The 18,828-nt window shown below is 63.0% G+C and carries 15 protein-coding genes and 1 pseudogene; 10 read left to right on the plus strand and 6 right to left on the minus strand.

Going from position 1 to position 18,828, the window contains the following annotated elements:
• Window positions 1-72 precede the first annotated feature (72 nt).
• Both V1293_RS34640 and V1293_RS34645 read left to right on the plus strand, forming a co-directional pair.
• A complete protein-coding gene (locus V1293_RS34640; RefSeq protein WP_334516135.1) occupies window positions 73-1,314 on the plus strand; it encodes an acyl-CoA dehydrogenase family protein in 1,242 nt (413 codons plus the stop codon).
• Window positions 1,315-1,495: 181 nt separating this feature from the next.
• Window positions 1,496-3,442 carry an alkyl/aryl-sulfatase gene (locus V1293_RS34645; protein ID WP_334516136.1) on the plus strand — a complete coding sequence of 649 codons (1,947 nt, stop codon included), beginning with the start codon at window positions 1,496-1,498 and terminating at the stop codon, window positions 3,440-3,442.
• Window positions 3,443-3,556: 114 nt separating this feature from the next.
• Here the strand turns inward: V1293_RS34645 and V1293_RS34650 are convergent, their stop codons facing one another.
• Window positions 3,557-4,627: a glycosyltransferase family 4 protein gene (locus tag V1293_RS34650; RefSeq protein WP_334517042.1), complete on the minus strand. Its 1,071-nt coding sequence runs from the start codon at window positions 4,625-4,627 to the stop codon at window positions 3,557-3,559.
• A gap of 303 nt (window positions 4,628-4,930) precedes the next feature.
• Between V1293_RS34650 and V1293_RS34655 the strand changes: the two genes are divergently transcribed.
• From V1293_RS34655 to V1293_RS34670, 4 genes are all read left to right on the plus strand, one after another.
• Window positions 4,931-6,694, plus strand: coding sequence for an ABC transporter ATP-binding protein (locus tag V1293_RS34655; protein WP_334516138.1), 1,764 nt, complete (start codon window positions 4,931-4,933; stop codon window positions 6,692-6,694).
• A 66-nt stretch (window positions 6,695-6,760) separates the two neighbouring features.
• The gene (locus tag V1293_RS34660; RefSeq protein ID WP_334516139.1) at window positions 6,761-8,959 is read left to right on the plus strand and encodes an amylo-alpha-1,6-glucosidase; all 2,199 of its coding nucleotides are present in this window, start codon (window positions 6,761-6,763) and stop codon (window positions 8,957-8,959) included.
• A 42-nt stretch (window positions 8,960-9,001) separates the two neighbouring features.
• On the plus strand, window positions 9,002-9,487 hold the full coding sequence (locus V1293_RS34665) for a PRC-barrel domain-containing protein (protein WP_334516141.1): 486 nt from the start codon (window positions 9,002-9,004) through the stop codon (window positions 9,485-9,487).
• 170 nt (window positions 9,488-9,657) lie between these two features.
• Entirely contained in the window at window positions 9,658-10,884 is a 1,227-nt protein-coding gene (locus V1293_RS34670; RefSeq protein ID WP_334516143.1) for an MFS transporter, read from the plus strand.
• Here the strand turns inward: V1293_RS34670 and V1293_RS34675 are convergent.
• From V1293_RS34675 to V1293_RS34690, 4 genes are all read right to left on the minus strand, one after another.
• Window positions 10,856-12,082: an MFS transporter gene (locus V1293_RS34675; RefSeq protein WP_334516145.1), complete on the minus strand. Its 1,227-nt coding sequence runs from the start codon at window positions 12,080-12,082 to the stop codon at window positions 10,856-10,858. The two genes, V1293_RS34670 and V1293_RS34675, sit on opposite strands and share 29 nt — an antisense overlap.
• Before the next feature lie 123 nt (window positions 12,083-12,205).
• Entirely contained in the window at window positions 12,206-12,697 is a 492-nt protein-coding gene (locus tag V1293_RS34680) for a cupin domain-containing protein (RefSeq protein ID WP_334516146.1), read from the minus strand.
• Between the two features lie 144 nt (window positions 12,698-12,841).
• Window positions 12,842-14,203, minus strand: a complete 1,362-nt coding sequence (locus V1293_RS34685) for a dihydrolipoyl dehydrogenase family protein (RefSeq protein WP_334516147.1) — start codon at window positions 14,201-14,203, stop codon at window positions 12,842-12,844.
• Between the two features lie 91 nt (window positions 14,204-14,294).
• The gene (locus V1293_RS34690; RefSeq protein WP_334516149.1) at window positions 14,295-14,786 is read right to left on the minus strand and encodes a DUF302 domain-containing protein; all 492 of its coding nucleotides are present in this window, start codon (window positions 14,784-14,786) and stop codon (window positions 14,295-14,297) included.
• 239 nt (window positions 14,787-15,025) lie between these two features.
• Here V1293_RS34690 and V1293_RS34695 point away from each other — a divergent pair, with 239 nt between their 5' ends.
• Window positions 15,026-15,310: a hypothetical protein gene (locus tag V1293_RS34695; protein WP_334516151.1), complete on the plus strand. Its 285-nt coding sequence runs from the start codon at window positions 15,026-15,028 to the stop codon at window positions 15,308-15,310.
• An 81-nt stretch (window positions 15,311-15,391) separates the two neighbouring features.
• On the plus strand, window positions 15,392-16,111 hold the full coding sequence (locus V1293_RS34700) for a peroxiredoxin-like family protein (protein WP_334516152.1): 720 nt from the start codon (window positions 15,392-15,394) through the stop codon (window positions 16,109-16,111).
• 39 nt (window positions 16,112-16,150) lie between these two features.
• Here the strand turns inward: V1293_RS34700 and V1293_RS34705 are convergent.
• A pseudogene (locus V1293_RS34705) lies at window positions 16,151-16,941 on the minus strand (DUF899 family protein).
• A gap of 143 nt (window positions 16,942-17,084) precedes the next feature.
• Between V1293_RS34705 and V1293_RS34710 the strand changes: the two are divergent.
• Together V1293_RS34710 and V1293_RS34715 are read left to right on the plus strand one after the other, a co-directional pair.
• Window positions 17,085-17,621, plus strand: a complete 537-nt coding sequence (locus tag V1293_RS34710) for a hypothetical protein (RefSeq protein WP_334516154.1) — start codon at window positions 17,085-17,087, stop codon at window positions 17,619-17,621.
• Between the two features lie 110 nt (window positions 17,622-17,731).
• Window positions 17,732-18,634 carry a hypothetical protein gene (locus tag V1293_RS34715; RefSeq protein WP_334516156.1) on the plus strand — a complete coding sequence of 301 codons (903 nt, stop codon included), beginning with the start codon at window positions 17,732-17,734 and terminating at the stop codon, window positions 18,632-18,634.
• Window positions 18,635-18,828 lie beyond the last annotated feature (194 nt).

Raw genomic sequence — 18,828 nt, forward strand, 5'->3', positions numbered from 1 at the left:
GTCAATATATCGAAATGAATTTGCAAAACGTATCGATATACGGTTAAGTTCCCGAAAATGCGGGGAGGCGACATGGATTTCGATCTTTCCGGACGGTCGGAAGCGTGGCGGGAGAAACTTCAGGCCTTCTTCGACGCCGAAGTGTTGCCGCGCCATCGCGCCTGGCTCGATCACGCGGCCAAGGGCGAGGCCGCCCCCTTCATGGGGGACCTTCAACGCAAGGCGCGCGCCGCTGGCCTGTGGAATCTCGGCCTTCCCGAACTGACCGACGACGAACCCGGCACCCGGCTTTCCAACCTCGAATATGCTCCGCTGGCCGAAATCATGGGCCGGCTGTTCTGGGCGCCCGAGGTCTTCAACTGCCACGCGCCCGACGTGCCCAACATGATCGCGCTGCAGAATTGCGCCACTTCTGAACAGAAGGCGCGCTGGCTGCGGCCGCTGCTGGAAGCCAACACCCGTTCGGCCTTCGGCATGACCGAACCCGATGTGGCTTCATCCGATGCCACCAATATCGCCACGCGCATGGTCCGCGACGGCGGCGACTACGTCATCAACGGCCGCAAATGGTTCATCACCGGCGCGGCGCATCCGAAATGCAGCTTCCTGATCGTGATGGGCGTGACCGATTCCTGTGCCGACCGCACTGGCCGCCATTCCTGCATCATCGTGCCGATGGAGACGCCGGGCGTTCGTCTGGTGCAGCGGCTGCGCTGGATGGGATGTGAGGATCATGTCGCGCCGATCGGCGAGCTTACCTTCGATAACGTTCGCGTGCCTCGCGCGAACCTGCTCGGCGCCGAGGGCGAAGGTTTTAAAGTGGCGCAGATTCGCTTGGGCCCCGCGCGCATCCATCATTGCATGCGCTCGATCGGGCTGTGCGAGCTTCTGATCGAACTGATGATGGTGCGTTCATCGGAGCGCTCCGCCTTCGGGCGTGCCGTGATCCAGTACGACACCGTGCAGCGCTGGATCGCCGAATCCCGCGTCGAGCTCGAACAGGCGCGCCTGTTGGCCTATCGCTGTGCGTGGCGGCTCGATCAGGCCGGCCACCAGGACGCCTGGCGCGACGTCTCGCTGATCAAGGTTGCGGTGCCCGCGATGCTGCAGCGGATCGCCGATCGCGCCATGCAGGTGTTCGGGGCGATGGGCGGTTCCGATGATACGCCGATCCATCAGGCGCTGGCCTGGGGCCGCCTGCTGCGGATCGGCGACGGCCCGGATGAAGTGCATCTGCGGCAGATCTTTCGCATGGAGCCGATACCGTCCTGGTCGATTGCAAACTCGCCCTATCTGTCCGCGCATCCGTCCTGAGCGGTGGTGGTGACAAGATACGCACCCTGAATTCTTTGAAGGCGCCTTTGCCGGCCATTCCCAAGGGCCCGATGACCTACTTCAAACATATCGACGGGTGGCGCAACAGCGGCCAGTTCGAGGGCCTGAAGTTTCGCTGACGTCGTTTCGAGTTTTTGTTTGCGCAAGGGAGTACACAGCAATGAGCCAACCAGCCACGACGGAAACGCCCAAGGAATCCCCGAAGGAGGCTTCCGCCTCCGTCATCGCACAGCACGCGGCGACGCTGAAGGCGCTGCCGTTCGCAGACGTCAGAGATTTCGACGACGCCGCGCGCGGCTTCCTCGGCACAGTGGAGAACGCCAGGATCACGTCGCCACAGGGCAGGGTGGTCTGGAGCCTGGAGCCCTACGGATTCCTGTCGGCGGAGGAAGCCCCGCCGACGGTCGATCCCAGCCTGTGGCGGCAGTCGCGCCTCAACATGCATCACGGCCTGTTCGAGGTCGTGCCGGGCGTTTACCAGGTGCGCGGCCTCGACATCGCCAACATGACGCTGATCGAGGGCGACAGCGGCGTCATCGTGGTGGATACGCTGACCTCGATCGAGGGCGCGCGGGCTGCGATGGAGCTGTATTTCCAGCACCGCGGCAAGCGGCCGGTCGCCGCCGTCATCTTCACCCACACCCATACCGACCATTGGGGCGGCGCGCGCGGCGTGCTCGACGACGCAACGCTGGCCGGCGGCAAGGTGCCGATCATCGCGCCCAATCTGTTCATGGAGCACGCGGTCTCCGAAAACATCATCGCGGGACCGGCGATGCTGCGCCGCGCGATGTATCAGTTCGGGCCGTTGCTGGCGAAGGGCGTACGCGGGCATGTCGATTGCGGGCTCGGCAAGACCATGGCGGCGGGTGCGGTCGCGCTGCTGCGTCCGACTGACCTGATCATCGCGACCGGTGACAAGCGAACCATCGACGGCGTGGAATTCGAATTCCAGATGGCGCCGAACAGCGAAGCGCCGGCGGAAATGCATTTCTTCATCCCGCGCTACAAGCTTTTGAATCTCGCGGAAAACTGCACGCACAATTTCCATAACCTGCTGCCGTTCCGCGGCGCCGATGTGCGCGACGCGCTGGCGTGGTCAAAGTATCTCGGCGAAGCGCTGCAGATGTGGGGCGGCAAGGCGGATGCGATGTGCGGCCAGCATCATTGGCCGGTGTGGGGGCAGGAACGGATCGACACCATGATCCGCCAGCAGCGCGATCTCTATAAATTTGCGCATGACCAGACGATCCGGCTAATGAATCACGGCCTCACCGCGACCGAAATCGCGGAAGCCATCCGCTTGCCGGCCAGCCTCGAGGGCGCCTGGCACGGTCGCGGCTATTACGGGCATATCCGGCACAATGTGAAGGCGATCTACCAAAAGTATCTCGGCTGGTACGACGCCAATCCGGTCAACCTCGATCCGCTGCCGCCAGTGGAATCAGGCAAGAAGTATGTCGAGTATATGGGCGGCGCGGACGCGATCCTCGCGCGCGCACAGAAGGACTTTGCCAACGGCGAATTCCGCTTCGTCGCGCAGGCGGTCTGCCATCTGGTGTTTGCCGAACCGGATAACCAGGCCGCGCGCGCGATGCTCGCCGATACGTTCGAGCAGCTCGGCTATGCCTCGGAGAGCTCGACCTGGCGCAACGCCTATCTGTTCGGCGCCCAGGAATTGCGGCAGGGCATGCCCAAGGTGCCGCCACGCTCGACGATGCCGCGCGAAACGCTGGCCGCGCTGCGCACTGAACAATTGTGGGACGTGCTCGGCGTTCGCCTCAACGGCCCCAAGGCCGAAGGCAAGCGCATCGTGCTGAACTGGAAGTTCACCGACACCAACGAGACCTTCATCCTCAATCTGGAAAATTGCGCGCTGACCTATGCCGCCGGCGCGCAAGCGTCCGATGCCGACGCCGGCTTCACGCTGGCGCGCGGCGTGCTCGACGAAGTGATCGCCAAGCTGACGACGTTCCCGGAAGCGGTCAGCTCTGGCGCGATCAAGGTCGTCGGCGATCCGATGCGGCTCGCCGAGTTGATGACGCTGATGGACGAATTCCCGCGGATGTTCGAAATCGTCGAACCGAAGCGAACGGCGGTGAGCTGACGAACGTGTGGGTGGGCAAGCGAAGCGTGCCCACCATGCATCGGCTATTGCCTGGAAATGGTGGGCACGCTGTCACTTTGCCCACCCTACGATTCATCGCAATGTCGCGGACTGCTACTCCGCGCTGCTGACCAGCTTGATCCGCGGCTCCGCTTCCTCCATCAGGCCGCGATAGGCGGCGAGATAATCCAGTGCCATGCGGCGGGCGGTGAAGCGGTTTTCGAACTGCTTGCGGATGGCGGCACGGTCCAGCCCGACAAGACGGTCAACCACGGCAACGGCGCTGGTTTCATCTTCGACGACGAAGCCGGTGAGGCCGGGGTCGATGATCTCCGGGACCGACCCCCGGTTATAGGCGAGCACCGGCGTGCCGCAGGCCATGGCTTCGATCATCACGAGGCCGAACGGCTCCGGCCAGTCGATCGGGACCAGAAGCCCAATCGCGCCGCTGAGGAAATCGGATTTCTCGCGGTCACTGATCTCACCGATATATTCGACCAGCGGATTGGCCTTGATGAGCGGGGAGATCAACTCGTCGTAATACTCCTGGTCGGCGCGGTCCACCTTGGCCGCGATCTTGAGCGGAATGCCGCATCTTGTGGCAATGCGGATGGCGCGATCCACTCCCTTCTCCGGCGCGATCCGCCCCAGCACGGCGAGATAGGACGGCTGCACCGGTTGCGGCGTCAGCAAATTTTCCGGCAACCCGTGATGAATGGTGCGCACCCAGTTCGCCTGTGGCACCGGACGGCGCTGCGCATTGGAGATCGAAATCACCGGAATCTTGGAGAAAGTGTTGAACACCGGCTGATGCTCCGGCAGGTCGAGCCTGCCGTGCAGCGTTGTCAGGAACGGCGTCGGCTGCCGGTCGAACAGCGAGAATGGATAGTAATCGAGATGAAAGTGCAGAAAATCGAACTCTTCATCGTCGCATTTCTGCCGCACACGTTCCAGCATCACCATATGCAGTGCGTTGGGATCCCGGACCGAACCGTCGAGACGCAATGCTTTTGGCCACGCCGCATCGAGTTTCGCCGAGGTGCGGGAATCGCCGCTGGCAAACAGGGTGACATCGTGCCCCAACACCACAAGTTCCTCGGTTAGCCAGTGCACCACCCGCTCGGTGCCGCCGTACAGTTTGGGGGGGACAGCCTCCGTCAGCGGGGCGACCTGCGCGATGCGCATATTTGCGTCTCCTGTCTTGAGTGGTGGTTGAACGAAGCCCTCAGCCCACGATCGACACCGGCGTGCCAATAGCGGGAACGTTCCCGTATCTGCGAAGTTCCCTTGGTCAGCACATCTTGCTTCTTCCACACGGCTGTCTTGCTGATGCCATCTGACACAAACAGGGTTACGGCTGTCTCGATGCTGCAGAATTGTTGCGCTGTGATGGCCACGCGCGCGGAAACCCGAAGCGGCATTCTTCACGTCATCGTGTGCGAAACGCGTTAGGGATTCTCGTTCACTCTCAACAGGTTTGCGGAACTCATGGACAATCTTTCAGGATATGTGCGACGGCCGTTTCCATTCGTTCTGCGCTATCTGCGCCGGCGTCGCGCGGCTCATGTGATCATCGTGTCTGCCGTCGTTGCAGCGGTTGCCTGCTCGGTGGGAACGCAATACGGCGTGAAGAATCTGGTCGACAGCCTGACGGCCGGTTCATCGCAAGCTGGCAGCGTATGGCTGGCATTCGGTTTTCTCATGTCGCTAATTGCGGCAGATAATCTCTTGTGGCGGGTCGCAAGCTGGACGGCGAGTTTCACCTTCGTCGGCGTCACCGGCGATCTCCGCCGCGACATGTTCCGCCATTTGACCGGTCACGCCCCCAGCTATTTCTCCGACCGGCTGCCGGGCATGCTGACCAGCCGCATCACCGCGACATCGAACGCGGTGTTCACCGTTGAAAACATGTTTGTCTGGAACGTGTTGCCGCCGTGCATTGCGACCGTTTCGGCAATTCTCCTGATCGGAACCGTCAGCCTGGCGATGTCAGCGGGATTGATCGTCATCGCGGGTATCATGTTGATGGCGATGTTCCGCCTCGCTGCGGCGGGCAAGCCGCTGCATGACGATTTTGCCGACAAGGCGGCTGCGGTGGACGGTGAGATGGTCGACGTCATCAGCAATCTGCCACTGGTCCGCGCGTTTTGCGGCCTGAGCTACGAACACGACCGCTTCGACGCCACTGTCGGGCGGGAACTCGACGCCCGTGGGCGGAGCCTTCGCTACCTCGAGAAGCTGCGGCTGCTTCACGCCGGCGTGACGATCGTATTGACGATCGCGCTGCTGGCGTGGGTCATCACGCTCTGGCAACAGGGCGCCGCGACCACCGGCGACGTCGTGCTGGTCTGCACGCTCGGGCTTTCGATCCTGAGCGCGACGCGCGACCTTGCGGTGGCGCTGGTCGACGTGACCCAGCACGTCGCCCGCCTGACCGAAGCGATTGCGACCCTGTTGCTGCCGCACGAACTGAAGGATCATCCCGAGGCCGAGCCGCTGATCCGCAGCGGCGCCGCCGTCGCCTTCAACAACGTCGCGTTCCACTATCCCGGCGGCGCGCAGGTGTTCGAAAAGTTCGCCTTGCGCATTCAGCCCGGACAACGGGTCGGCCTGGTCGGTCATTCCGGCGGCGGAAAATCCAGCCTGTTCGCGCTATTGCAGCGGTTCTACGACATCCAGCGCGGCAGCATCACGATCGACGGCCAGGACATTTCGCGGGTGACGCAGCAAAGCCTGCGCGAGGCGATCTCGGTGGTGCCGCAGGACATTTCGCTGTTCCACCGCTCGATCATGGAAAACATCCGCTACGGACGCCCGAACGCGACCGACGATGAGGTGCTGCGCGCGGCGATCGCGGCGCGTTGCGACTTTATAGAGAATCTCCCCGAGGGCATGTCGACCATGGTCGGCGATCGCGGTATCAAGGTCTCCGGCGGGCAGCGGCAGCGGATCGCCATCGCGCGCGCCTTCCTGAAGGATGCGCCGATCCTGTTGCTGGATGAAGCGACCGCCTCGCTGGACAGCGAATCCGAAGAGGCGATCCGCGAGGCGCTGTCGCGGCTGATGCGCGGACGTACCGTGATTGCCATCGCCCATCGTCTCGCCACCTTGCGCAATTTCGACCGCGTGGTGGTGCTGCAGGGCGGACGGATCATCGAGGACGGACCGCCGGATATTCTCGTGCAGGGAAGGGGTCCTTACCGCGAACTGGTTGCGCGCGAACTGGGCCGCCTCGCCAGCCATGCGGCCTGAACTGCGGCAGTAGCGTTTGCGTCCCGATGCGTCCTTCGTAACGCAAGAAAATCGCTTGAGGTCCAAATGACGGCCGAAGTCACTCAACTCATCACCATTGAGGCTGCCGAACGCGTCGCGGAATCGCCGTTCTACATCCCGATGACGGGACCGGCGACGCGGCCGCGTTGCTCGCTCAAGCACGACGACACCTTCATCGTACTGGACAGCCACGGCGATATCGGCGCTTCCGCCGGCGGGCCCGATGGTCTGTTCAACGCCGATACGCGCTATCTCGCCCGGCTGGAAATGGTGCTCGACGAAGTCCAGCCGCTGCTGCTCGGCTCCAACATGCGCGACGACAATTCGGCGCTGACCGTCGACCTGACCAATTCCGACGTCTACCGCAACGGCAGGCTGGCGTTGCAGAAGGACACGCTGCACATCGTGCGCTCGATTTTCCTGTGGCGCGGCACGGCCTACCAGCGCATCGCCCTGCAAAATCACGGCGACCGGCCGGCGAGCTTCGATCTCACGTTATTGTTCGACAATGATTTCGCCGATTTGTTCGAGGTGCGCGGCGAGCGCCGGGCGCGCCGGGGAATAGGTTCCAGCCGGCTGCTCGGCCCCGCCGATGTCGTGCTGGAATATAGCGGGCTCGACGGTCAGGCTCGCATTACCGCCCTGCATTTCGAGCCGCGGCCGACGCGGCTTGCCGTCAATGCGGCCACCTATCATTTGGAGCTGGCGCCGAAGGAAGCGGTCGCATTGTTCGTAGCGGTATCCTGCAACAAGCCGATCATGCAGAAGCCGGTGCCGTTCTTCCGCGGCCTGCTGGCGCATCGTCGCGAGATGCGGCGCTCGACATCAGGCGCGGCCAGCATTGAAACATCGAATCAAATCTTCAACGAGGTGCTGTGCCAGGCAATGGCCGACCTCAACATGCTGATGACCGAAACGCCGCAGGGGCGCTACCCCTATGCGGGCATTCCCTGGTATTCGACCACGTTCGGCCGCGACGGACTGATCGCCGCGCTGCAAATGCTGTGGGTCGATCCGCGCATTGCGCGGGGCGTGCTGCGGCGGCTTGCTTTCTTCCAGGCCAAGACCACAGATCCGCTCGCCGACGCGGAGCCCGGCAAGATCCTGCACGAGATGCGCGGCGGCGAGATGGCCGCGCTGCGCGAGGTGCCGTTCGCGCAATATTACGGCAGCGTCGATTCGACGTCGCTGTTCGTTCTGCTGGCCGGTCTTTATGTCGAACGCACCGGCGACGAGGCGACGCTGGCCGAGCTGTGGCCGGCGATCGAAGCGGCGCTGCAATGGATCGACGGCCCCGGCGATCCCGACAAGGACGGCTTCGTCGAGTACCAGCGCGCCACCGAGCAGGGGCTTGCCAACCAGGGCTGGAAGGATTCCTTCGACGCCATCTTCCATGCCGACGGGCAACTCGCCGAAGGCTATATCGCGCTGGCGGAGGTGCAGGGATATGTCTTTGCCGGCAAGCGGCTGGCGGCGCGCTGCGCCCGGCGCCTGGGATTGATCGATCAGGCGGCGCAACTCGAATCCGCGGCGCTGCTGCTTGCCGAACGCTTCGAGGAGGCATTCTGGTGCGAGGAACTCGGCACCTACGCGCTGGCGCTCGACGGCGCCAAGCGGCCGTGCAAGGTGCGAACGTCGAATGCCGGGCAGCTTCTGTTCACCGGCATCGTCCGCACCGATCGCGCCCGGAAGGTTGCCGCCGACCTGATGAGTCAAAAGTTCTTTTCGGGATGGGGCATCCGCACCGTGGCGCGCGGCGAAGCCCGTTACAATCCGATGTCCTATCACGACGGATCGATCTGGCCGCACGACAATGCGCTGATCGCGCTCGGCTTCGCGCGCTACGGCCTGAAGCATTCGGTGGCGCATCTGTTCAAGGGCCTGTTCGACGCCGCGAGCTACATGGATCTGCGGCGGCTGCCGGAATTGTTCTGCGGTTTCCAGCGCGAGAGGCGGCGCGGGCCGGTGCTCTACCCCGTCGCCTGCGCGCCGCAGGCATGGGCCAGCGCGACGCCGTTCAGCCTGCTGGAGGCGGCGCTCGGCCTCGAATTCGATGCGGCGCGCGGCGAGATCCGTCTGCGTGATCCACGGCTGCCGGAATTCCTCAACGAAGTGCTGTTGCGCGATCTGCAGCTCGGGCCTTCCAGCGTCGATTTGAGGGTTCGCCGCCACGGTGATGAAGTATCGCTCGAGGTCGTGCGAACCCGCGGTCATATTCAGGTGTCGATCGTATTGACGCATTAGGAGCCATGCGCGGCTCATGCATCTAAGAGTCAGGAGGGCCACATGCGCATCGGTATTCTCATTCTGTTTCTGGTCGCTGGATTAGCCGGCAGCCCGGCGGCTTTTGCGGCAGAGGACACCGGCACGACGCAAGGTAGCCGCTCCGCGCCGGCGGACGCGGCAAAGGAGCCTGCGCCTCCGCCGTCGGTCACGGTGATCGGCGCCAAGGATGCCCACGGCATCCTCGGCCGCGAAGTTCGCAGCGCCGCGAACGAGGATATGGGGCGCGTCGTCGATGTGATCGTGGACCGTGAGGGCAACGTGCGCGCCGCGGTGATCGATTTCGGCGGCTTTCTCGGCGTCGGCAGCCGGAAGATCGTCGTCGACTGGGGCGCGCTGCGTTTCGTGGGCGTTGCCAACAAGCGTGACAGCATCACGCTCGAGCTGAACAAGGCCCAGGTGGCGGCGGCGCCCGAATACAAGGAAGACGCGCCGGTCGTCGTTCTCGGTGCGGCCGGCCGTCTGCAACCGTGGGATTTCGATCACTAGCGCATGATCCTGAAAAAGTAGGTGCCGGTTTCCTCGGGACAAACGCGAAGCGTTTACCCGGAGATCATGCTCAGATATGGAGGAGCAGCAGCTTGGTCGCGCGTCCGTCCCAATCGGTCGATCGGATTGACGACGATCGCCACGGGCGATCCGGCGGGGGAGGTCACGTTGTGCCGCTGCCGCCGCCGGGCAACAAGCCAAAGCCGTCGCGCGAAAGCCAGCGCGGCCTCGACTGGTTCATCTTCTTTCTCGCCGACGTTCAGACCGGTTTCGGTCCGTTCATTGCCGTGTACCTGACCACGCAGAAATGGACGCAGGTCGAGATCGGCTTTGTGCTGTCGATCGGCGGCATCATCGGCCTGCTCGGCCAGATGCCGGGCGGCGCCATCGTCGACGCTGCGCGTTCCGAGCGGCTGGTGGCGGGCCTGGCGGTCGCCACCATCGGCAGCGCCGCACTGGCCTATGCGTTATGGCCGATCTTTCCGGTGGTAACGGCGGCGGCGATTCTGCATGCGCTGGCGAGCTGCGTATTGGGTCCGGCGATTGCGGCGATCAGCCTCGGCCTGGTCGGGCCGTTCGCGATCGGGGAGCGGCTTGGGCGCAATGCCCGCTTCGCGTCGCTCGGCAACGGCTCGGCGGCGGCGCTGATGGGCGCGACCGGGTACCTGCTATCGAGCCGGTCGGTGTTTCTCGTGACCTTCATGCTCGCGATCCCGACATTGCTGGCGCTTTCCCGTATTCGCGGGCAGGAGATCGACGTGGCGCAAAGCCACGGCGCCGTGGTGGGGGAGGTTCCCGATAAAGAAGCCACCAGCGTGTTCCATCTGCTGCGCCAGCGTCCGCTACTGATCTTTGCGGGCGGCGTGCTGCTGTTTCAGCTCGCGAACGCCGCCATGCTGCCGCTGATGGCCGGCGTCGTTACCATGCGGTCAAGCCAATGGGCGCCGGTGCTGATTGCGGCCTGCATCATCGTGCCGCAGGCCATCGTCGCGCTGACCTCGCCCTCGGTCGGCCGCAAGGCGCAGGCGTGGGGCAGGCGGCCGCTGCTGCTGTTGGCTTTCGGCGCGCTGGCGGTCCGCGGCCTGCTGTTTGCGGTCGTGAGAGATCCCTATCTCCTGGTCGCGGTGCAGGTGTTCGACGGCATCACTGCGGCGGTGCTCAGCGTGATGGTGCCGCTGATCGTGGCCGATGTCGCCTTCGGAAGCGGCCACTTCAATCTGGCGCAAGGCATCGTCGGCACCGCAACCGGCATCGGCGCGTCGCTCAGCACGGTATTGGCGGGCTATATCAGCGACACCTTTGGCAGCAGCACAGCCTTCATCGGGCTGGCCGGAATCGCAGCCCTTGGCCTGACAGTGATCTGGCTGTTCATGCCGGAGACCCGGCGGACCGAGTGAGCGCGAGACGCGTGGTCAATAGCGCCGCTATGGCCAGCGACGTCCCGACGCCGGCGACGCAGGCGGTCCATCCGAAGCGGTCGAACAACTGGCCGAGCACGGCGCTGCCGACGAGGCCGCCGAGGAAATAGCAGGCAAGGTAAGTTCCACTGGCAATGCCACGGTTGTCGCTGGCGGCCTGCCCGACAAAGCCGGTGGCGCAGGCCTGGGCGAAGAACGTGCCGACGCCGACCAGCACCATGCCGGTCAGAACCTGCGGCAGATGCGAGGACAGCATCAGGGGCAGACCCACAGCGGCGACCACAAGCGCGCCCCAGATCGTCGGCCGCGTGCCGTAACGCGCCACCGCTCTGCCGGCGAGCAGCGTGGTGACGACGGATGGGGCGAACACGAAATAGACAAAGCCGAGATCCATCCGCTCCAGCGACAGCGGCGCGCGCACCAGCACGAAATTCACGAAGGTGAAGGTGCCGATAAAGGCGAACAGGATGCAGAAGCCGATGGCAAAGGCCGAGCGGAGTGCCGGGTTGCGCCAATGCCCGATCGTGGCGACGAACGGCGATTGCGCCGTCGGCGCCGCGTGCATCGGCTTGACGCGCTGAATGGTGAAGTGAACCAGCACCGCGCCGGCAAGATTGAGCAGCGCGAAGAAGTAGAAGTTCGAGGCCAGCCCGAGCGTATCGACGACGGCGGCCGACACCAGCCGCCCGATCAGGTTGCTGGCGACGTTGCCGGTGATATAGGCCGCGAACGCGCCGCCCGCATCCATCGAACTACATTGCTCGCCAAGATAGGCCAGCGTCAGCGCAAAGGCCGAGGCCATGCAGAGGCCCTGCGCAATGCGCAGGACCGTGAATACGGTTAGGTCGGGCGCGCTCGCCAGCAGCGCGGTAGGGATCGCGAGCAGGACAAGGCTTGCGAGAATGCCGAGCCGGCGGTCGATGTGCGGGCTTAAGAAACCGACCACGAGTCCCGCGACGGCCATGCCCATGGTGCTCGCGTTGACCGCAAAGCCCATCGCGGCGGGGGTCACGTTGTAATGCCGGGTCAGCGAGGGAAGGATCGCCTGCGTGGCAAACAGATCGACCACGGTCAGGAATGCCGTGAGGCCGATGACGAGGGACCGCAGCACCACGCCGGGTGAATGGCCCTGCATTTCCATCGCGTCTGATTTAATCTGCGCGGAGATGTCGGTCATGGCAATTCTCGATGTCACTCGTGAGAAAGAAGGATGTGACGCCTGGGCGTGTGGGGCGACACGTGGGATCCCACGGCGTCACATCCGGCAACGAGACGTCGGGCGGGCGCTCGTTACAGCTCCTTACATGTTGTGGTCGTGCGGATCCTTGCGGACGTCGCTGACATAGAGAATGACGGTCTCCTTGCCGAGGTTCTTCCACCAGTGCGAGGTGCCGGCGACTTCCGGCCTGATCTCGCCGGCCTTGTGCACGATCGGATCGGCACAGTTGCTGGCGTATTCGGCGATCTCGCCCTGCTGGACGTAGATCAGCGCGGGACGGTCGTCATGGCTGTGCCAGGGCACGATGCCGCCGGGCTCGATCGTCAGCTTGCGGAAGCGCAGCTCGCGATCCCTGATATTGGCCGGCTGCTTCTCGAGGTTGATCGCGCCGAGCGTGACGTCGGTGACGCCGACGGGCTTGGTGTCGACCATCGGGCGGACGTTGGGCTGCATCTTGCCGGCCGGGCATTCGCCGGCGATGGCGGTCGAGGTGGTTGCGACCGAACCCGCGATTAGTCCGGCGAGTGCGAGGCCTTGCCAGATTGTGCGTGACGCGACGTTGGATGTGGACATGTTGTGCTCCTCTGCTTTCTGTCTTTGCCTTGAGAGTCGCCTTGGCCCCGAATGATCTGGCCGGCTACGTCACCACCATCGAGGAAACCGCTCACGAGAGGAAATGCCGGTTGGCTTTTGAATCCATAGCGCCGCGCTATGCGGCTAACCGTGGCCGAGCATGTGCTTGATGTCGGAGGAGAACGTCGGATAGGCGTAGATATTTTCCCGGATCTGGCTCGCAGTAATGCCGAAGCGCATCGCCAATCCAAAAATGTTCACGAGCTCCTGGCCGGCATGTCCGACGAAATGAGCGCCGAGGATGCGGTCGGTCGATTGATCGACGATCACCTTCGACCATGCCACGGTTTCGGCATAGGTTTTTGCGGAGAACCAGTCGAGCATGTCGTTGGTGTGAACGTCGAAGGCAAGGCCCTTCTGCCTGGCGGCGGCCTCCGTCAGGCCGACGGAGGCCAGCGGCGGCACGGTGTAGACGGATGTCGCCATGCTGGCATAGTCGGGGCTGTATTTCGGCCCCTCAACGATGTTGCGGCCGACGATGTCGCCCTCATAGGTCGCGATCGGCGACAGTTGCGGCGAGGTCGGCACCGCGTCGCCGCAGACGTAGACGTTGGAATTGGAGGTCGAGCGCAGATGCCGGTCGATCGCGACACGGCCATTGGCGTGCTCGACCTGACCCGCGGCGAGATCCAGCGTATCGACGTTGGCGACGCGTCCCGCGCCGTTGACGATGCGTTCGGCCTCGGCCGTATGCTCGGTGCCCTCGTGGGTGAAGTGAACGCGCAGGCGGCCGTTCGCCTTCTCAATTCGCTTGACGCTGACGGAGGTCCTGACCCGGATTCCAATCCGCTCGCTCTCGGCCTGCAGGCGCGCGACGGCGTCGGCGTCCACGATCGGCAGTAGTTGCGGCAACGCTTCGAGAATCGTCACCTCCGAGCCGGCGCGCGCATAGACGTGGCCGAATTCCAGCGCGATCACACCGCCACCGACAAAGATCACGGAGGCGGGGAGTTCACGCTCGCTGAGCATCTCGTCGGACGTAATCATGAGCTCCGCGCCCGGAATCGGCAGCGGCCGCGGCCTCGATCCGGTTGCGATCACGATATGCCTGGCCTCGAGTTCGCGATTGCCGACGCGAATGGTGTTGGGGCCGGTGAACGCGCCGTGGCCCTTGATGACCTCGACATTGCGCTTGGCCATCGAGCGGCCGAGGTTGGTCGGGATGTCCTTGATCATGTCCTTCTCGCGGTCGATCAGCGCCGCCCAGTCGAGCTTCGGCTTGCCGACGGCGATGTGATGGATGGAGGCACGTTCGATTTCGTGCAGCGCGTGGCCGGCGGCGACCAGCACCTTCTTCGGCGTGCAACCGCGGTTCGGGCAGGTGCCGCCGAGCAGGTCGGCCTCGATCATCGCGACCGACATTCCGGCGCGCCAGACCGGTCCGGTTACGCCGATGCCCGCATTGCCCCCACCCAGAATGACCACGTCGAATTTTTCCGGTGTCATCGAATTTACCCTCTGTTGGCAGCACTTGATGCGATCAGGCCGCGCCGGATGGCGCAGCCTGATGATGTTTACGGGAGGCGGGCCGGCGCTGTTACCTGGTCGTGATGGTCGAGGTGATCGAGCCCACCACCTTGGTTGCCATCTCGAACTGCGCGACGCGATCCCGGATGTTATGGCGCTTCGCGATCCAGCCGAAATCAGTCCACACCGCCCACACGTCGCCATTGTCGTCCTGCGTGAGCAGCAGCCGGACCGGCCAGTCGAGCCCAGCGTTCGGGTTCGAGGTGATGAATTGCGTCCCGAGCGGCGGATTGCCGAACACCAATAGCGTCGAGGGGCGCAGCCTGATGCCGGCATCGGCCGCAAGCTTCGATTGGTCGATCTCCATGAAGAACTTGATGCCCTTGCCGGCGATGTCGGCCTTGATGCGGGCGATCGCTTCCGCCATCGGCACCGCGCTCTTGACGCGGACGATGCCGTCATCGCTGTCGGCGCGTGCGACGGAGACGGCGGAAAGGACGAGGAATATCAGGAGCAGCGAGGTGCAGAAATTCGCGACGCGGTTGGTCAAACGACGGGTCATGGAAATGTCTCCTGTTTGCGCATGCCCTCCGCATGCTGTCCAGAACAGGATGAGCGCCGGCGCCGGCAATAGGAAATGCGCATCCGCTCTCAAGTCGATAGCGCTCGGCTATTGGTGCCGCTCAATACGCGGCGGCTATCGAACCGATTGTGCAACGGTATTTCAAATCCGGGCCAGGCCGGCCTCTGATGGGTCAGCGCCCGATCGGCGGGCGTCACCATCCATTTAGAGGAATCCCCATGAAAACCCTTTCCAAGACCCTGATCGCCGCCGCGGCGTTTACCGCCATTGCCACCACGGCCTTCTCGCAAGTTCCCTGGGAATTCAATCCGGGCATGGCCTACACGTATGCCGGCCCCGGCAAGATGTCGGCGATGGCCATGGCGGCGACGCCCAAAAACCACGATGCGATGATGAAAAACGCGAAAAAGGTGCCGAGCAACACGGTATTCTTCATGGACAAGGGCCAGCTCTATTCGACCTCGGGCATGCTCGACCCGACCGGCAATTTCTATCTGCCCTGAGCCTTTTGGTGCTGAAACGTTTGGGCCGCCCTTGCGGGGCGGCCCGGACCGGAAAATAATGCTGAACTGCCGGAGCCCACCATGACGACGACGCTTTCATCAGCCAATGCCGAACGCCTCAAGCAGGCGTTCCAGCAATGCCGTGACATGGAAGGCACCTTGCGCGAGCAGCTCGAGGCCTATGCCGCGGCCGGGCGGGAGATCTTTCCGGCCTATGGCGAGGCGGTCGACCGGCTGGTCGTGCGCGTAAATGAAAATGGCGGCGGCGAAAACGCGCCACGGCCGGGCGAAGTGATGCCGCCGTTCCTGCTTCCGGACGAAACCGGCCGGCTGGTCAGCCTGAAATCACTGACCGACCGCGGCCCGGTTGCGGTGATGTTCTATCGCGGTCATTGGTGCCCTTATTGCCGGCTGAATGTGCGGGCGGTGATCCAGGCCCAGGACCGGATCAAGGCGTTGGGCGCGCTGACGGTTGCGATCATGCCGGAGACGCAAGCCTATGCCGAGAAGTTCAAGTCCGAGGCGGAAGCGCCGTTTCCGGTGCTGACCGACCTCGATAATGGCTACGCACTGTCGCTCAATCTTGCGATCTGGCTCGGCAGCGAGATCCAGCGGCTGTTGTCATACCAGGATATGGCAAGCTTCCAGGGCAATGACGGCTGGGTGTTGCCGATTCCGGCGACCTTCGTGGTCGGCCGCGACGGATTGGTGAAGGCCCGCTTTGTCGATCCCGATTTCCGCAAGCGCATGGAAATCGACGACCTGATCGCCGCGCTGAAGAGCGCGAGCGAAGAACGGTAGCGCGGCGACGTGGCTCTGTGGTGCGCCGTCGCAAGTGGTTCAATCGTAGTTGACCTTTGGGAAGAAATCGCCCCGGCCTTCAGGTGTCATGTCGAGAAGACCCCAGAGCGGGTCGGCGAGATCACCAGCGCGATGGTGCTGGTTGGGAGCGGGTGGGGCAAAGCTCATCTCTGAGCCCCAGAAGTGCCTGATCGCCCCGTCCTTCTTTCTGAAGACGTTGAAGATTGTTTCGTCCCAGTCGTCGCCGTCAGGAACTCGATGTTGCCTGCGCATTCCCTTGGAAAATTTTGACGTGTCACCAAAGTAGTCCGCATCATAGCTGTTGCCTGCGGTCGAAAACAGCGAGAGGTGTTCCCAGCCTCTTTCGTGTGCCCAGGCGGCGAGACGCGCGATTGGTGATTTGGCGACGATATGGAGCGCAGCGCGTTCGCCTATATGTCTGCGGCGCCATCTATCCCATCGAGCAAATGGGTGCAGCCTGGACACGGCAATTCGCGTTTGGGGCCGTACATGAAGCTATACAGAATGAGCGTGTCGTGCGGACCGAACAGCTCGGACATCTTCACTTTCTCCGGCATGCTGGTCTTGCCGATCCGCTCGAAGACGTAGTCTTCGGGTATCTCACCGCCGAGCGGCAGCGCGCGACGCTTCGCTGCAACGGCCTTAATCTGTGCCCGAAGCGCAATCTCGTCATCCAGAAGCGCGTTTCGGGCGGCGCGGTATTCGGTGCTTTCATTGGGGTATTGGATATGCTCCATGGCTGTCCTCTCAGACGCTTTAGGAACGTGTTCGAGATTAAACTCGCTCCGGAAACCGGGGCGCGTACTCATACATTCTTCGCGCCCATGTAATCCGCGGTCTGTGGGTCTATTTAGGCAGTGGTGCAGCAGGCTTGTCAGGACGAAATCCTACAACTAAAGTACTGGGCACGGTCGTAAGATGCCGAACTGGTTTCAACAGGGAGGGATTGATCATGGCCTCGCATACCAAGACGCAACCGAATTCCGCCTTCAATCGGCGTTGGTTCCTTGCAGGAGCCGCCGGCGGCGCAATGCTTCCGGTAGTAGCGCACGCAGCCGGGTCAAAGAAAAAGCAAAAGCGCGGTATTTACGCGGACGAGGCAGGCAAGGCGAAAGAAGACTTAGAAGATAAGGTCGCTGATTTCTCGTATCAAAATGATGTCCTCGCACAATGGATCGTCGATATATGGACAGGTCCCGCCAACAATCCCCTGATCACACCTAGTACAGGGTCCCCTTCCTTGTCGGAGTACCTAGCGCGCTCGACTGCGGCAAAAGCAGCTCTCGCGGCTCGGGGCATCTATTTGGAGAAACCCATCGTAATCACGGAAGACGAGTACGATGCAGGTTTCAGTTTGGAAGACGCAGGCATAGACGCAAAAATCGGAGTCGTCTTTGTGCTGCCGAGACCCACACGTCCAACTCTTGCTGGGCCGCCTCTGCTTGAGACGGCCAAGATGCTGATGGCCATCACACCGAACGGAATCTAGCGGTATTGCAATCCGTCTCGGATACGGCAGCGTGTCTCTAGCGGGGCGCGAGTTTTGGGCGCATCCAGCGAGAAACGACACGGGCGTTCACTCGGAAGTGGAGGTTTCGAATGGCACGGCTGCTCACGGAGTGGGTCAACGTCACGGGCGATATTTCGATCATCGCTCGCGAGTCGGGAGAGGTTTGGTTTTATGCCCCGGGAGGCACGGAAGAAAACGGAGATCCCTTCGCGACACCGATGACAGGTGTGGGCTCGGCGGGCAGCACGGTCGGGCTGCTCGACGGCGCGATAAATCTCGGATTTGCCGGAATCGAAAAGCGCTTCGCGCGCCCTGACCCGACGCTCGTCGGCTATATCGTAGCCTTAGTGGGCGCCTATCACACGTCTGTCGACACGCCTCGAAATCTCCGGCGCGCCGCCAGCCGCTTCAACGAACTGGGGAGGCCCGAGGTCGCGGCCTACTTGGAAGAGCGTGCGCGCGAGGAGACCGGTCACGACCGGCTCGCGCTCAAGGATCTGCGTGCACTGGGTGTGCCCGGCGAGCGACTCGTCGCTAGCTTTATCCCGGAGGGCATCAAGCCGCTCTGCAAGCGCTTCGATGATCTCTGCGTCCAGGACTATCCAATCGGCTGCATCGGCTATTCGTACTGCCTGGAGCGCATCGCCGCGCTCAAGCAGGAGACCGATATCGAGAAGGTGCAGGCGATCTGTCCGGATGACGTTGATGCGACTCGCTTTCTCAGAAGTCACAGTTCCCTCGGAAGCGAGGCGACTCACGTCGAAGAAACGATCACGTTCGTCGCCTCCCTTCCCGCGAATGATCGTATCAGAGTCGTTCAGGAGACGTATGAATCGGCATTGATCCTGGCGGAGGGATATAATCACGAGCTTCTCAAATCCGAAGCGGAGATGCTTGAAGAGCTTGAGCAGGCGCTCGGAGAGGCGCTCCCGTATCGTCACCGCTCATATCCTTTGGACGGTGAAGAGCGCGGCGCTCGGCCCGCAGCGTGAGCGGAATAGCGCGATAGTTATCGCAGTTTGGCATGGCGTGAGGCACGAGAAAGGAGGCCCGGTTCTCCCTTAGGGTAATAGTAATAGTACGGTTGCGATTTAAAACGATGAGGGCCGCGCGACTGCTCGCGATCGGCCGTCATGGTTAGCTGGGTAGGGCACCGGCGCTGGCGTCCTCGCGCCAAGCTGCAGTT

This window comes from Bradyrhizobium sp. AZCC 1693, from assembly GCF_036924745.1.
In the GTDB taxonomy this organism is placed as follows: Bacteria; Pseudomonadota; Alphaproteobacteria; order Rhizobiales; family Xanthobacteraceae; genus Bradyrhizobium.